The sequence below is a fragment of the Wenyingzhuangia aestuarii genome (genome assembly GCF_011927765.1).
GTDB classification, from domain to species: domain Bacteria; phylum Bacteroidota; class Bacteroidia; order Flavobacteriales; family Flavobacteriaceae; genus Wenyingzhuangia; species Wenyingzhuangia aestuarii.
Genome location: NZ_JAATJG010000014.1, coordinates 45611 through 59666 on the forward strand (window position 1 = coordinate 45611; position 14056 = coordinate 59666).

The 14056-nt window shown below is 32.4% G+C and carries 14 protein-coding genes; 7 read left to right on the forward strand and 7 right to left on the reverse strand.

Annotation, left to right across the window (positions count from 1 at the left end; genetic code table 11):
* Positions 1-82 precede the first annotated feature (82 nt).
* The gene (locus tag GGR97_RS12610) at positions 83-1111 is read left to right on the forward strand and encodes a sensor histidine kinase (RefSeq protein WP_167898882.1); all 1029 of its coding nucleotides are present in this window, start codon (positions 83-85) and stop codon (positions 1109-1111) included.
* Entirely contained in the window at positions 1104-1778 is a 675-nt protein-coding gene (locus GGR97_RS12615; RefSeq protein ID WP_167898883.1) for a LytR/AlgR family response regulator transcription factor, read from the forward strand. Before GGR97_RS12610 ends, GGR97_RS12615 begins: the two co-directional genes overlap by 8 nt.
* Before the next feature lie 404 nt (positions 1779-2182).
* Here GGR97_RS12615 and GGR97_RS12620 read toward each other — a convergent pair whose 3' ends face one another.
* The 6 genes from GGR97_RS12620 to GGR97_RS12645 are packed head-to-tail and all read right to left on the reverse strand — an operon-like array spanning position 2183 to position 9096.
* Positions 2183-3064, reverse strand: a complete 882-nt coding sequence (locus GGR97_RS12620; protein WP_167898884.1) for a carbohydrate kinase family protein — start codon at positions 3062-3064, stop codon at positions 2183-2185.
* Between the two features lie 10 nt (positions 3065-3074).
* A complete protein-coding gene (locus GGR97_RS12625) occupies positions 3075-4559 on the reverse strand; it encodes a mannitol dehydrogenase family protein (RefSeq protein WP_167898885.1) in 1485 nt (494 codons plus the stop codon).
* A gap of 17 nt (positions 4560-4576) precedes the next feature.
* Complete coding sequence (locus GGR97_RS12630) at positions 4577-5545, reverse strand: ABC transporter permease (RefSeq protein WP_167898886.1); 969 nt, start codon at positions 5543-5545, stop codon at positions 4577-4579.
* A gap of 31 nt (positions 5546-5576) precedes the next feature.
* Positions 5577-7091: a sugar ABC transporter ATP-binding protein gene (locus GGR97_RS12635; RefSeq protein WP_167898887.1), complete on the reverse strand. Its 1515-nt coding sequence runs from the start codon at positions 7089-7091 to the stop codon at positions 5577-5579.
* Between the two features lie 18 nt (positions 7092-7109).
* The gene (locus tag GGR97_RS12640) at positions 7110-8177 is read right to left on the reverse strand and encodes a substrate-binding domain-containing protein (RefSeq protein WP_167898888.1); all 1068 of its coding nucleotides are present in this window, start codon (positions 8175-8177) and stop codon (positions 7110-7112) included.
* A 49-nt stretch (positions 8178-8226) separates the two neighbouring features.
* Positions 8227-9096: a hypothetical protein gene (locus GGR97_RS12645; protein WP_167898889.1), complete on the reverse strand. Its 870-nt coding sequence runs from the start codon at positions 9094-9096 to the stop codon at positions 8227-8229.
* Between the two features lie 282 nt (positions 9097-9378).
* Here GGR97_RS12645 and GGR97_RS12650 point away from each other — a divergent pair, with 282 nt between their 5' ends.
* The gene (locus GGR97_RS12650) at positions 9379-10116 is read left to right on the forward strand and encodes an NUDIX hydrolase (protein ID WP_167898890.1); all 738 of its coding nucleotides are present in this window, start codon (positions 9379-9381) and stop codon (positions 10114-10116) included.
* A gap of 2 nt (positions 10117-10118) precedes the next feature.
* Complete coding sequence (gene hxpB / locus GGR97_RS12655; RefSeq protein WP_167898891.1) at positions 10119-10766, forward strand: hexitol phosphatase HxpB; 648 nt, start codon at positions 10119-10121, stop codon at positions 10764-10766.
* A gap of 56 nt (positions 10767-10822) precedes the next feature.
* Here hxpB and GGR97_RS12660 read toward each other — a convergent pair whose 3' ends face one another.
* Entirely contained in the window at positions 10823-11179 is a 357-nt protein-coding gene (locus GGR97_RS12660) for an EF-hand domain-containing protein (RefSeq protein ID WP_167898892.1), read from the reverse strand.
* A gap of 325 nt (positions 11180-11504) precedes the next feature.
* Here GGR97_RS12660 and GGR97_RS12665 point away from each other — a divergent pair, with 325 nt between their 5' ends.
* The 3 genes from GGR97_RS12665 to GGR97_RS12675 are packed head-to-tail and all read left to right on the forward strand — an operon-like array spanning position 11505 to position 13954.
* Positions 11505-12095, forward strand: coding sequence for a TetR/AcrR family transcriptional regulator (locus GGR97_RS12665; protein WP_167898893.1), 591 nt, complete (start codon positions 11505-11507; stop codon positions 12093-12095).
* Positions 12096-12111: 16 nt separating this feature from the next.
* Positions 12112-12744: a nitroreductase family protein gene (locus GGR97_RS12670; protein WP_167898894.1), complete on the forward strand. Its 633-nt coding sequence runs from the start codon at positions 12112-12114 to the stop codon at positions 12742-12744.
* A 49-nt stretch (positions 12745-12793) separates the two neighbouring features.
* Positions 12794-13954 carry an iron-containing alcohol dehydrogenase gene (locus tag GGR97_RS12675; protein WP_167898895.1) on the forward strand — a complete coding sequence of 387 codons (1161 nt, stop codon included), beginning with the start codon at positions 12794-12796 and terminating at the stop codon, positions 13952-13954.
* The last annotated feature ends 102 nt before the right edge of the window (positions 13955-14056 follow it).

The following is a 14056-nucleotide window of genomic DNA, read 5'->3' on the forward strand; positions in this document are numbered from 1 at the left end:
GCAACCTTAAATAGGGGTTCTAAGTCTATAAACAGGAAGGTTTTGAGTCTTGAATTGATTTTTATTTCACTTAATTTGTGTTATGAATACAACAAAAAGATTTATTTCTCAGCTCCTGTTTTGGTTGCTTATATGGTTAATTTTATGGGCACAAAAATCTTGGGATATCTCCTTTGTAAGAGAGAATACCTTGTCTTTTCTATCTCAAATACTCATTATTGCTAGTTTGGTTTATTATTTAATTCCTCAACTTTTAGTAGAAAAAAAGTATTTGTTATTTGTATCCCTATCATTGGTCTTGTTATTTGTGGTTTCTTATGTATGCTTACAATTCCCTGATAAAACAGTACGATTCAAAAATATGCCACGTCCTCCTATGGGAAGGCAAGCTGCCAGAAAATTTCTGTCACCACGGGTGTTTATGACTCTTTTGTTGTTGTTTTCTTCTTATAGTTTAACTACAGTTATCGAAATTTTATTGTTTGCTCAAAAGAAGGATGAGGAAATTATTAGAAGTAAAAACGAGAATTTACAAACTGAATTAAAGTTGTTAAAATCTCAGATCAATCCTCATTTCTTATTCAATTCACTAAATAATATATATGCTTTATCTGTAATGGATTCTAACAAAACTCAACAGAGTATTAGTTATCTATCAGACATGTTACGCTATGTATTGTACGAGTGTGAACGAGCTTTTGTTCCCATAGAAAAAGAAATTCAATACATAGAAAACTACTTGCAATTGTTTTCTTTAAAAAGCAGTAGTAAATACCCAATAGAAATTAGTTACCAAATAAAAAACTCACAAATTTCTATTGCTCCTATGTTGTTAATTCCTTTTGTTGAAAATGCTATTAAACACAGTAATATAGAGCGTATTACCGATACTTTTATTCACATAGAATTAACAGAAATAGAGGATGCAATTTTGTTTAGCGTTCGCAATAGTATTGCTTCTTCTGCTATTAGCAAAGATCAAGTGGGAGGCATTGGTTTGGAGAATGTAAAAAAGAGGTTGTCTATTATTTATCCTGACCAACATACCTTAGCTATTCATACGGAAGAAGGGGTTTTTCAAGTAAATTTAAAATTGAACAAGCATGTTTAAATGTATTATTATTGATGATGAGGAGTTGGCTAGAATGTTGTTAAAAACATATGTAGATAAACTAGATTTTCTAGAGTTGGTTGCTTCTTATGACAATCCTTTAGAGGCTATGGCTACGCTTAAAAACAATTCCATTGATGTGGTGTTTTTAGACATACAAATGCCTGATTTGAAAGGAACAGATTTTGCAAAAATGATTCCTCCTACTACCAAGGTTATATTTACCACGGCTTATTCAGAATATGCTTTAAAAGGGTTTGAATTGAATGCTTTAGACTATTTATTGAAACCCATTACTTTTGAACGTTTTTTAAATGCGGTGAACAAACTACAAACGTTAGCCATTTCAAATCCCATAGCAGAACAAAGTATTACCGTAAAGTCTGGTTATGATTTGCACAAATTAAAACTAAATGACATCATTTATATAGAAAGTGATAGTGAATATGTGATTTTTCATACCAACACTCAAAAAGTGATGAGCAATCAGACTTTAAAAGCTTTGGAAAAAACGTTAGATGCCAATTTGTTTCTTCGTGTACATCGCTCTTATATTGTTAACAAAACTAAAGTAACTAGTTTAAAGTCTAGAGAATTATTATTGGGTACTATTAATATTCCAGTAAGTGATTCTTATTATGAACAGGTAAAAAAAGAGTTGTTTTAACCAGTTTTTCTTTATTTCTGTATTCATAAACAATTCATTTTTATGCTTTACAAGTTTAAAATGAATTCTTTAGCATTAAGATTAATGCTTTCTTTTGTTCTTTCTTAATAGAACAACACAGATGATGATTACAATGGGAGTTCCTAGGTAAAAAATGACTTCCATCGGGTTCGAAAAATCAAGAGCTTTGTTGTGATCTGGATGTGGAATTTCTGAAGGTATTTGGAGGAATAATAAGGATTTAAATAAAAACATACTTAACTTTTTTTTAGGATTCTCTTTTTAAGATACAAAATAGTTAGCGCATTAAAAAACCTCCTGTTTCTTTACGCTTTTAAACGCAAAACACAGGAGGTCAAACTTAACTATTGGGGTACTTAACTTTAAAAAGGGTATTCAAAATTTTAGGCATTTATAATTTCGTCAATAGCTTGTTGCTCAATTTTAGGATTGGCTCCTTTACTACTAGCCACAATAGCTCCCACGGCACAAGCAAAATTTATAGCTCTTTGTGGATGGGTTTCTTTTAATAGTTGATCTATTAAAGAAGCTAAAAAAGAATCCCCAGCTCCTACGGTGTCAACTACTTTTATTGGGTAGCCTGGGTTGTTGTAAAACACATTGTTGTAATACAACATAGCTCCTTTGCTTCCTTTGGTTACACAAATAGATTTTGTATTGGTTTTTTGAGCAATTAATTTTACAGCCTCCTCTAAGGATTCCATAGAGGTATCGTAATTTTGGGCAATTTCTAAAATCTCCTCATCGTTAAATTTGATAAAATCAGCCTCACACATTAAGTGATTCAATACATCTGCACTGTAATGTGGTTTTCTTAGGTTGACATCAAATATTTTATAAGGAGCTAGTTTTAACAATTCATACAACGTATTTCTAGAGGTAATATCTCTAGATGCTAAACTTCCAAAAACAAAAGCATCTGTAGTTTGTAAAGCCGTTTTTGCTTGGTCTGTTAACTGAATGTTGTCCCAGGCTGTAGGGAATTTTATATCATACGAAGCAGAACCTGTTGGGTCTAAGGTTACTTTTACTTTTCCTGTTTCTAAAACAGCATCTTTTTGAACTAGTGATGAGCTGACTTTGTTTTGTTGAATGAAATCTATAATTTCTTCACCATCTCCATCTTTACCTACACTACTTATTAATGAAACATGATTCCCTAAAGATTGTAGTCTTACGGCTACATTTAAAGGAGCTCCCCCTATTTTTTTATGTTCGGGAAATACATCCCACAACACTTCTCCGAAGCAAATTATATTTTTCATTTTGTTGGTCTTAAAGGGTATTGTTTATCTCAATCACACATTTTTCTACTCCGTGTGTGGTTATGTTTTCATAAGCTTCTTTGTATGCTTGTACAAATACAGCAGACTCTTTTAATGTTCCAAAAACAGTTTCTATGTCTAAAAACGCTGTTGGATTCTTTTGTGCTACTTGTGCTTTGGTATGTAATGTAGATTTTAAAGCATCTTTAATGACCAATTCCTTCCCTTTTTCATCGGTACCTATACTGTATACCGCCCAAGCTGCTAATACAAAAGCTGCACGTTTTACCAATGCCTTGTCTTTTAATTGGGCTTGCACTGTTGGTAACATAAAAATTGGAATTTTAGCAGAACTCTCAGAGCAAATTCTGTCTAATTGATCTTTGATATTGCTATTTCCAAAACGTTCTATTAAAGATTGTTTATACACTTCTAAGTCTACTCCTTCTAAGGTTCCTAAAGTAGGTGTTACTTCCTCATCCATGTATCCTTTTAAAAAAGTACTAATATTTGGGTTGTGTACTACTTCATCAATGGTATTGTATCCTAATAAAGAACCCAGTATTCCTAAAACGGAATGTCCTGCATTTAATAAGCTCAACTTCATTTTTTCATAAGGAACTACATCTTTTGCAAACTGTGCTCCTACAGTTTCCCAAGCAGGTCTTTCTGTAGCAAAATCATCTTCAATTACCCATTGTTTAAAAGGTTCGCAAACCACTGGCCAAGCATCTTCAATTCCTGAAGTTTCTTTTAAATCAACAATATCAGAAGGTGCTGTTGCTGGAGTAATTCTGTCTACCATGCTATTAGGAAAAGAAACGTTACTTTCTATCCAAGAAACCAATTCTGGAGCTGCAACTTTTACATAACTCAACAACATTTTTTGAGTCATGTGTCCGTTTCCTTGAATGTTATCACAAGATTGTATGGTAATCCCTGGCAACCCTCTTTCCTTTCTTAATTTTAAAGCTTGTGTTAAGTAACCAAAAATGGTTTTAGGAGCCTGTGGATTTTCAATATCTGACTGAATCTGTGGATTCTCAAAATTAAATTCTCCCGTAGCTTCGTTGTAATTGTATCCTCCTTCTGTAATGGTTAAAGTGATGATTTTTACGTCTGGACTGGCCATTTTTTCAATCACTTTTGATGGATCTTCTGGAGCAAATAAACACTCTACTATAGAACCAATAATTCTTTTGGTAAAGGTCCCATCTAGTTCTTTAACGACTAGTGTATACAAACCATCTTGTTCTTTTAAGGTGTTGTATATTTTTTGATCAAAGTCTAACAAGGCTACTCCACAAATCCCCCATTGGTTTACCGATGGATTGTGTAATAATTGTTCGGTATACAAAGCTTGATGTGCTCTGTGAAAACCACCAATACCTACGTGTACAATTCCTGTTTTAACTTGACTTCTATCATATGTAGGAACAGCAACTTGATCTTTAAATTTTGCTAAGTTCTGATTGTTTAATTTGTAACTTTTCATTTTGATTTCTTTTAAAATTATTTGGTTTCAAAACGTTGTAATAACACGGCAAACACAATAATTGCTCCTTTTACTACTTGTTGTGGATAAGAGGGTACATTTAATAGGTTTAAAATGTTTCCTATCAATCCTAAAATAAGAACTCCCATTAACGTGTTAATAGCGGTTCCTTTTCCTCCATTTAAACTAGCACCACCAATAACTACCGCAGCAATGGCATCTAATTCCCAGGCCATTCCCATGTTAGGAGATCCTAAGTTGGTTCTAGAAGCCACAATAATAGCAGCCGTAGCAGCCAAAGCTCCTGAAATAGCATAAACTAAAAACTTGTATTTGTTTACTTTAATTCCAGACAAACGAGCTGCTTCTTCATTACTACCCATGGCAATAATTAAACGTCCAAATACATTGTATTTTAACATGACCATAGCAGCCATTACAATGATAAAAAAGACAATAGCAATGTTAGGAATTCCTAAGGTTGAGTTGTTTGCAAAATTAGACATAAACAATCCTCCTGCCGTTTCAAAAGTAATAGGAGAACCTTTAGAATAAATAAACCCTAAACCTCTGGCAATGGTCATTAAGGCTAACGTTGCAATAAATGGAGCCATTTTTTGAAAAGCAACCAAATACCCTGCAATACTTCCCAGTCCAAACCCAATGGCAATGGTTAATATAATGGCAAGAGGCAATACTATAGTGTTTACCAGTATGGCAAAGGTTACCGCAAGTAAAGCGACCATAGAACCTACAGATAAATCTATCCCTCCGGTTAGAATTACAATCAGCATCCCAATACTAATAATTCCAATTCCCGATACTTGCTTTAATAAGTTTGATAAGTTTACCGATGTGAAAAACACATCAGAAATAAAGGCTGAAAAGACAACCAATAAAATGAAAATAAAAATTGTGTTGTGCTTGATTAAAAAGTTAAGCCATCCCCTTGGGCTGCTTAGTTGTTGTTTTATAGTTAAAGCCATAATATTTTTGTTTATTTTTTGATAAGTAAGTTTATTTTAATTCTTTTCCAATTGCGTAACGTAAAATGTTTTCTTCAGAAAATTGTGCTTTAGATAGTTCCCCATAGATGCTACCTGTGTGCATTACCTGAATTCTGTCTGCAATTCCCATTATTTCGGGCATGTCTGACGAGATGACAATGACTGCTACTCCTTTTTCGGCAACTTCATTAATTAGATTGTAAATTTCAATTTTAGCTCCTACATCTACTCCACGTGTAGGTTCATCAATAATAATAACTTTACTATCTATACTTAACCATTTTGCCAAGGCTACCTTTTGTTGATTTCCTCCACTTAAGTTTTTTACCGTTACTTCTGAACTAGGTGTTTTGATATTTAATTTGCTAATTAAATCCGAAACATTTTCTTGTTCTTTGTCTAGTTTTAGAAAGCCAAATTTGTTGGAGATAAAACCAAAATTAGTCACACTAATATTCTTTTTGATAGACAGTGGTAAAAAGACCCCTTCTTCTTTTCTGTCTTCTGATACAAATCCTATTTTGTGTGCTACAGCTTCTACTGGAGAGCTGGTTTTAATTTCTTTTCCGTTTAAAAGAATGGTTCCAGATTTCTTTTTGTACAATCCAAAAATAAGCTTTGCCATTTCGGTTCTACCACTTCCTCCTAAACCTGCAATTCCTAAGACTTCTCCTGGTTTTACGGCAAAAGAAACATCGTGTACCAGGTTGTCTTTTGCGGTTAAGTTTTTAACTTCAAAAATGGGAGTATCTCCAATTTTAGCCGTACGTGTAGGGTATAAATCCTTTAATTCTCTACCAATCATTAAACGAATTACGTGATCTGTATGGGTTTCTGCTGTTGGCATACTTCCAGTATCTACACCATCTCTTAATACGGTAATGGTATCTGCTATTTTAAAAATTTCTTCTAAATGATGAGAAATGTAGATAATAGAAATTCCCTTTTCTTTTAACTTAAACAGATTGTCTAATAACTTTTGTGTGTCTTTAGGATCAAAAACGGTTGTGGGTTCATCTAAAACCAAAACCTTTGTGTCTTCGGACAAAGCTTTGGCAATTTCTACCACTTGTTTTTGGACAATACTTAAGTCTCTAACAATAGCCGAGGCATCAATTTCAAACCCTAAAGAATCAATTAAGTCTTGTGCGTTTTTAGTAATTTCTTTCCAGTTCATCCAAAATTTACTACTCCCTAATTTGTGTAGATAAATATTTTCGGCTACTGATAAGTCATTTACTAAAGACAATTCTTGAAACACCACACTAATTCCTAATACCTGACCATCGTGTGTGTTTTTAGGATTGATTTCTTGTCCGTTTAATAAAACCTGACCACTATCTTTTTGATGCACTCCACTTAATATTTTAATTAAAGTAGATTTTCCGGCACCGTTTTCTCCAAGTAAAGCGTGAATTTCTCCAGGTTTTACTTTAATGTTTACATCTTTTAGTACCGACACAACACCAAAACTTTTTGATATTCCAGTCATTTCTAGTCGGTAGTCACTTGTTGAATTTTGCATATTGTATCGGTTTAACTATTAAAATAATGCTTTTGGATTGTAGTACTGAGCTGCATTTTCTTTGGTAATTAATAAAGGAGCCGTAAACGATGTTTTAGCAAAATCTGTTTTACCATTCATGTATTCAATAGCATATTGTACTGCGTTTTTACCTATTTGTACAGGACTGTTCATGGCTGTACATCCGTAAAAATCTGTATCCATAATGTATTTAATAGCTTCTTTTTGACCATCGGCACCTGCAACAATTAAAATATCATCTGTTTTACCTGCTTGGGCAATGGCTTTAATAGCTCCTAATACACAAACATCAGACTCAGTAATCACTACATTAATATCTGGGTGTGCTACTAAAATATCTTCCATAGCTTTTAACCCTCCTGCATAAGACCATTCTGTATAGGCTTGTGTTTTTACGTTTAAGTCAATTTTTCCTTGTGTTCTTAATTGCTCTTCTGTAATACCTTGTAACAATCCTTGTTTACGGGTTCTTCCTACTGGGTTTCCTGCGTTACCACTTAACAAAGCAATATTCATTCTATTCCCTTTAAAGTTTTTTACCAACCATTCTCCAGCTAAAGCTCCGTTTGCCAAGTTGTTAGATTGTACGGTAGTTACATAATCTGCTTTAGGGTTGATAGAACTATCTATAATAAATACTGGAATTCCAGCTGCTTTTGCCATTTTAGTTACCCCTACTAAAGCATCAGGATCTTTAGGGTTTAACAATAAGGCATCTACTCCTTTGGTAATTAAATCTTCTACTGCAGCAATTTGCTTGTTGATGTCATCTTGTCCATCGGCAGATAAAAATACCATTCCATTTTTTTCTGTGGTACTTTTAATGCTTTGCAATAAAGCTTGGTAATAAGGAGCGTTTAAAGAAGGTGTACAGTATCCTATTTTTTTACCTGTAAGATCTATAGCACTTTCTATTAGTTCTCCTGTTTGTTCTGTGTTTGTACTTGTATCTGATTTAGATGAATTTAATTTTTCTACACAGCTTGTTACACTTAAAGCCAAAGCACCTGCTAAGATTACTTTTGAAATTTGTTTGAAACTAAATTTTATGTTTGTTGTTTTCATAATATATATAGAATTAAGTTGTTCGTTTATTAAATAGTGTTTGTTGTTATTAAAAGATAGTGAAATCTACTTGAAGAACCGTTTTTTCTTGTTCCGGATTCCACATTGCTGTTACTTCTACAGGTAATTTAAAGTTTCCTAGGTTTACTTTTTTATTTAAAGTAGCCCCTACATTAATTAAGTTTCCTTGTCCTTTGGTGTAAAATGTTTTGTCTGTTAAGAAAGACCATGCTCCTCCTGCAAATAAAGATAAGCTAGCCTCTTCTTTTTCCCATACTTTACTTTTTACTTCAAAATAATGAGTCCAAGAGTTTTCTGTAGAACCATCAGATTTTGTTTCGTAATCACCAGAACCCCCACCTATAATGGTTGCTAAGTATAATAATGTATTAGGGGTAATGTTATAACCAAAGTTTACATCTACAAAATTATATCCTTGTGTAATATCGTAACTCCAATAGTGTAAGGTATCTCCTCTTTCTTCTACTCCAGTGTAGTTGTTGTGTGATACTGCTTCTATAAAAAATTTATCAGAAAAACGATAAGCCGTATATATAGAAAACTCTTTATAGTTAGCACTTACGTTTTCTCCTGTTGTTTTGTTTACTACATCGGTACCTGCAAAACTTGCTCCTCCCCATACTCCAAATGTGTATTTTTTATCTCTAGAGTTAAATTCTAAGTTGGTGGCAATCATAGCTCCAGAATTTACTACAAATCCGTGCCATAGGTGCATGTTTTTAATATGGACTCCCCCATTAAAAGCTTGGTAGGTATCTGCTACTTCTGTTTCAGTTTGTGCATTCATAGTAGTGAATCCTAAAAACAATACAAACAATGTTTTTTTTAACAAACTTACTTTGTTCGTAAAACTAGTTTTGTTTTGTATGATTTGATTTTTATCCAATTTTGATTTCATGATATAGAGGTATTTAAATTAGTTGTTTTCTATAAAACGTATAATTGACGTTTGTTTTACAAATGTATATAAATTAAATAGTAGAAAACAAATAATAATTAAATTATTTGATGATAAATTACTTAAATCCAACAAATACTAGTGTTTTAGTGGTGATTTTATAAAATACTATTACTATATTTGTGGATATCTTAAAGTGTATTAAATTATTTATAATGTATTTTTAACGTTTAATAGATTTAAGAGCACAATAAATTAATCATTAGAACCGTTGTATTAGCTATGGAATTTATAAAGAACCCGAACATCTCTGTTGATTGTGTTGTTTTTGGTTATGACCCTAAAACAAAATCATTAAACCTATTATTAATCAAACGTTATTTAGAATCTAAAGATGGATCTGAAGTTTTGGTGGATGATTATGTGTTAACAGGATATCATATATATGAGCATGAAACATTAGATGACTCAGCTACACGTGTGTTAAAAGAGTTAACAGGATTAACCAATACTTATAAAAAACAGTTCAAAGCTTTTGGAGATCCTAATCGTTTAAAAAACGAAAAAGACATGCTTTGGATAGATAACGAAGCCTTTAACTTTAGAACTGTTACGATTGCCTATTATTTTTTAGTAAAAACAGAAGATGTAGATGTGAACAAAAATAAATACCAGGCAAAATGGTTTCCTATTACAGATTTACCCGAATTAGGATTTGATCATGAAAAAATTATTCTAGAAGCCTATGAAGATTTAAAAGTTAAATGTTTGGCAGAACCTATTATTTTTGAATTGTTGCCTGATAAGTTTACCATTAATGAAGTACAAGATGTGTATCAATCTATATTAAACATAGAAATAGACAATCGTAATTTTAGAAGAAAACTCATCAATAAAAAATACATTATTCCTTTGGATGAAAAACAAGTTGGAGTTTCTAAAAAGCCCGCACAACTCTATATGTTTAGTAAAGATATTTATGAGAAAATGTATCAAAAGAATTATTTAATAAGCATGTAAGTATGAAACCAACTACTTTTATTTTTGATATGGACGGAGTCATGATAGACTCTGAACCTTTTTGGCAACAAGCACAAATAAATGTTTTAGGAAACTTAGGAGTTCCTATTACAGCTAAAGACTGTGAAACCTATACCATGGGAAAAAGAATAGATCATGTGGCAGAAACTTGGTATAATTTGTATGACTTAAGCAGCTCTCCTATTGTTTTGGCAGACCAAATTTTAGATCAGGTAGTGTTTCAAATTCTAAAAAACGGAAACGCTATTAGGGGCTTAACAGAATTGTTGTCTTATCTAAAAAAAGAAAAATATAAAATAGGCTTAGCTACTTCTTCTAGTTGGAAAGTGATTGATGCTGTTTTGCAACGATTAAATGTTGCTTCTTACTTTGATCAAATTTGTAGTGCCGATGATGAAGTGTACGGAAAACCCAATCCGGCAGTGTATTTACAAGCGATGAAACAATTAAACTCCCAACCCGAAGAATGTATTATTTTAGAAGATTCGGTAACAGGAATGATTGCCGCTAAAGCTTCTATGGCATATACCATTGTATTAACCAACAATAGTAAAGCTCCCAAATTTGCTATTGCCGATGCTAGATGCGCTAGTTTGATTGGTGTTATAGACCAGCTACAAAAGCTATAAAAAACAAAAGCCCCTTGTAAGTTTACAAGGGGCTTTTTAGGGTTTTAAATTAGAGATTATTCCTCTCCACCATCATTGTCTTCGTTGTCTGTATCTTCGTTATGGTTGTGAGCAGGTTTTTCTTTTTTAGCTTTTCCTTCTCCCTTACCTTTTCCTTTCCCTTTCTTGTTCATTGCATTTGTTAACTCTTCTAAAGTAATAACACCATCACCACTAGCATCAATTTTATCAAATCTGTTTAAGATTTTTTTACCTTCTAATTCTTCTTTAGTTACTTTTCCATCTTTGTTCTTATCAAAATTCTTGAACATTTTTTCTGGAGATGGTTTTGGTTTTGCTTCTTGTGCAAAAGAACCTACGGTAGCAAATAAACAAATTGCTGATGCGATCACTGTAATTTTTTGAGATTTCATTTTTCTTAATGTTTTTTAATTTTATTGTAATTATTTCTTTTATACGGTTCAATCTTCTAGATATATATACTTCATCACCTAATTTTTTATATATCTATGAATTGAATCTAAGCTAAGACCTCCTTTTATAATTATGGTTTAATCAGCTAACATAAAAAAACTTCTTTTTTTATGATTATTTTCAAAAACACACCTAATCTACTGTAAGTCAATAGTTAATATTTACTAATGATTTGCATTTCTTATTAAATTTTAGAAGTATTAGTAAATAAATGAACGTTCATTCATTTATTTACTATCTTTGTATTGTAATACCAAAGAGATCATGAAAGAATTAAGCAAAAGTGAAGTAAAAAGAGAAGCCCTTATTAAGGCAACCATTAGTTTGGTGATTAATAATGGTTTTCATGCCACTTCTATGTCTAAAATAGCCAAAACAGCAGGAATCTCTCCTGGTACTATTTATTTGTATTATGAAAACAAGCAGGATTTAATTAACAAGGTGTATTTACATGTGAAAGAAAACTTTACCACTTATGTATTTAAAGGTTATCATGAATCTGTACCTGTAGAAAAAGGATTTAAAATTATTTGGCATCAAATAGCAGACTTTAGGTTAAAGTTTGTAGAAGAGGCATTGTTTTTGTCTCATTGTGACAATACTCCTATTATTGATGAAGAAAGTAGAAAAGAAGGAATAAAACACATTCAGCCTTTGTTGGCTTTATGGGAAAAAGGACAAGAATTAGGTATTATTAAAAAAGCCTGTCCTTATATATTATACGCATATACCGTGTATCCTATGGCTTTTTTAACCAATGCACAGCAAAGAGACGAATATCATTTAACAGAAGAAAATAGAGCGCTAGCCTATCAAATGTCATGGGATAGCATTAAAATAAACACAAACAAATAAAACAAATAAAAGAAATATGGAATTATTAGACAAGTTAAACTGGAGATACGCAACCAAAGCGATGAACGGAGAAAGCGTAGCTGAGGAAAAAGTAGCTAAAATTATAGAAGCCGCAAGATTGGCTCCAACCTCTAGTGGGTTACAGCCTTTTGAAATTATTGTGGTTAAAAATAAAGAGTTAAAAGAAAAGATTAAAGCGGTAGGATGGAATCAATCTGTAATTACAGACTGCTCTCACCTATTAGTTTTTGCTGCTTGGGATACTTATACAGAGGATAGAATTAATTATATGTTTGATTTGACCAATGAAATTCGTGGATTTAAAAACGAAGGATGGGAAAATTACAGACAAATGTTATTAGGAGCTTATCCTCAAAAAGATGCTGAAGAAAACTTTAACCACGCTGCAAGACAAGCATATATTGCTTTTGGAATGGCTATTGCTGCTGCTGCTTTTGAAGGGGTAGATGCAACTCCTATAGAAGGTTTTGATCCTGCTTCTGTTGATGAAATTTTAGATTTAAAATCCAAAGGATTAAGAAGTGCCATTTTATTACCTCTTGGATATAGAAATGCAGAAAATGATTGGTTAGAACCTTTAGTAAAAGTTAGAAAAAGTACAGAAGACCTTGTAACTGTTATGGAGTAAGTTTTACAAGCCCTATAGATAGCATTACAAATTTCTAAATTAGAAGAACATGAACAATTTTGAATACCAAAATCCAACCAAAATATTGTTTGGAAAAAATCAAATAGAAAACTTATCCAAAGAAATCCCAAGTAACACTAAAGTTTTAATGTTATATGGAGGTGGAAGTATTAAAAAGAATGGAATTTACGAGCAGGTTTTAAATGCATTAGAAGGTTTTGAGGTTGTTGAGTTTGGTGGGATTCCTGCCAATCCAGAATATGCTGTTTTAATGGAGGCCTTAGAGCTTATTAAAAAAGAAAATATTGGTTTCTTATTAGCTGTAGGTGGTGGTTCTGTTATTGATGGAACTAAGTTTTTAGCTTCTGCTGCGTTGTTTAAAGGAGAAACCCCTTGGGATATTTTAACTCAAAACATTAGAACTACCAAAGGAATGCCTTTTGGAACGGTATTAACCTTGCCTGCTACGGGATCTGAAATGAATTCTGGAGCTGTAATTACAAGACAAGAAACCAAGGAAAAACTAGCCATGGGTGGACCTGGTTTGTTTCCACAATTTTCTGTTTTAGACCCTACAGTTATTCAGTCTATTCCTGAAAGACAATTGGCCAATGGTATTACCGATGCTTTTACCCATGTTTTAGAACAATACATGACCTACCCTATTGATGCTTTGTTGCAAGATAGAATTTCAGAAAGTATTTTACAGACCTTAATTGAAATTGCTCCAAAAATTATAAAAGATCCTAGCAACTATAAGGCTGCTTCCGATTTTATGTGGAGTTGTACCATGGCTCTAAACGGATTGATTCAAAAAGGAGTTCCTACCGATTGGCTTGTACATGCTATTGGTCATGAATTAACAGCTTTGTATGGTATTGATCATGCAAGAACTTTAGCGGTGATTGCTCCAAGTCATTACAAATATAATTTTGAAGCTAAAAAAGAAAAATTAGCGCAATATGCAGCACGTGTTTGGAACATAACCGAAGGTTCTGTAGAAGAAAAAGCTCAAGAAGCCATTGTTAAAACTGAATTGTTTTTTAACAGTTTAGGTATTAATACTAAATTGTCTGATTACACAAAAGACTATCAAGGTACAGCAGAAGAAATTGCTAAAAGATTTACTGCTAGAGGCTGGAATGGTTTGGGTGAGCATAAAAACTTAACTCCTACCGATGTTGAAAAAATAGTAAAGATGTCTTACTAGTTATAAAAATATTAGAATAAAAAATCCAGTAATTTAGTTTACTGGATTTTTTTATTTGTATTTAATTTTAAGAAGGTTCTTAATCTTAATACAAAATCTTTT

Coding starts and splice junctions, on each gene's coding strand:
- GGR97_RS12610 (WP_167898882.1), top strand. CDS start 83: ATGAATACAACAAAAAGATTTATTTCTCAGCTCCTGTTTTGGTTGCTT.
- GGR97_RS12615 (WP_167898883.1), top strand. CDS start 1,104: ATGTTTAAATGTATTATTATTGATGATGAGGAGTTGGCTAGAATGTTG.
- GGR97_RS12620 (WP_167898884.1), bottom strand. CDS start 3,064: ATGAAAAATATAATTTGCTTCGGAGAAGTGTTGTGGGATGTATTTCCC.
- GGR97_RS12625 (WP_167898885.1), bottom strand. CDS start 4,559: ATGAAAAGTTACAAATTAAACAATCAGAACTTAGCAAAATTTAAAGAT.
- GGR97_RS12630 (WP_167898886.1), bottom strand. CDS start 5,545: ATGGCTTTAACTATAAAACAACAACTAAGCAGCCCAAGGGGATGGCTT.
- GGR97_RS12635 (WP_167898887.1), bottom strand. CDS start 7,091: ATGCAAAATTCAACAAGTGACTACCGACTAGAAATGACTGGAATATCA.
- GGR97_RS12640 (WP_167898888.1), bottom strand. CDS start 8,177: ATGAAAACAACAAACATAAAATTTAGTTTCAAACAAATTTCAAAAGTA.
- GGR97_RS12645 (WP_167898889.1), bottom strand. CDS start 9,096: ATGAAATCAAAATTGGATAAAAATCAAATCATACAAAACAAAACTAGT.
- GGR97_RS12650 (WP_167898890.1), top strand. CDS start 9,379: ATGGAATTTATAAAGAACCCGAACATCTCTGTTGATTGTGTTGTTTTT.
- hxpB (WP_167898891.1), top strand. CDS start 10,119: ATGAAACCAACTACTTTTATTTTTGATATGGACGGAGTCATGATAGAC.
- GGR97_RS12660 (WP_167898892.1), bottom strand. CDS start 11,179: ATGAAATCTCAAAAAATTACAGTGATCGCATCAGCAATTTGTTTATTT.
- GGR97_RS12665 (WP_167898893.1), top strand. CDS start 11,505: ATGAAAGAATTAAGCAAAAGTGAAGTAAAAAGAGAAGCCCTTATTAAG.
- GGR97_RS12670 (WP_167898894.1), top strand. CDS start 12,112: ATGGAATTATTAGACAAGTTAAACTGGAGATACGCAACCAAAGCGATG.
- GGR97_RS12675 (WP_167898895.1), top strand. CDS start 12,794: ATGAACAATTTTGAATACCAAAATCCAACCAAAATATTGTTTGGAAAA.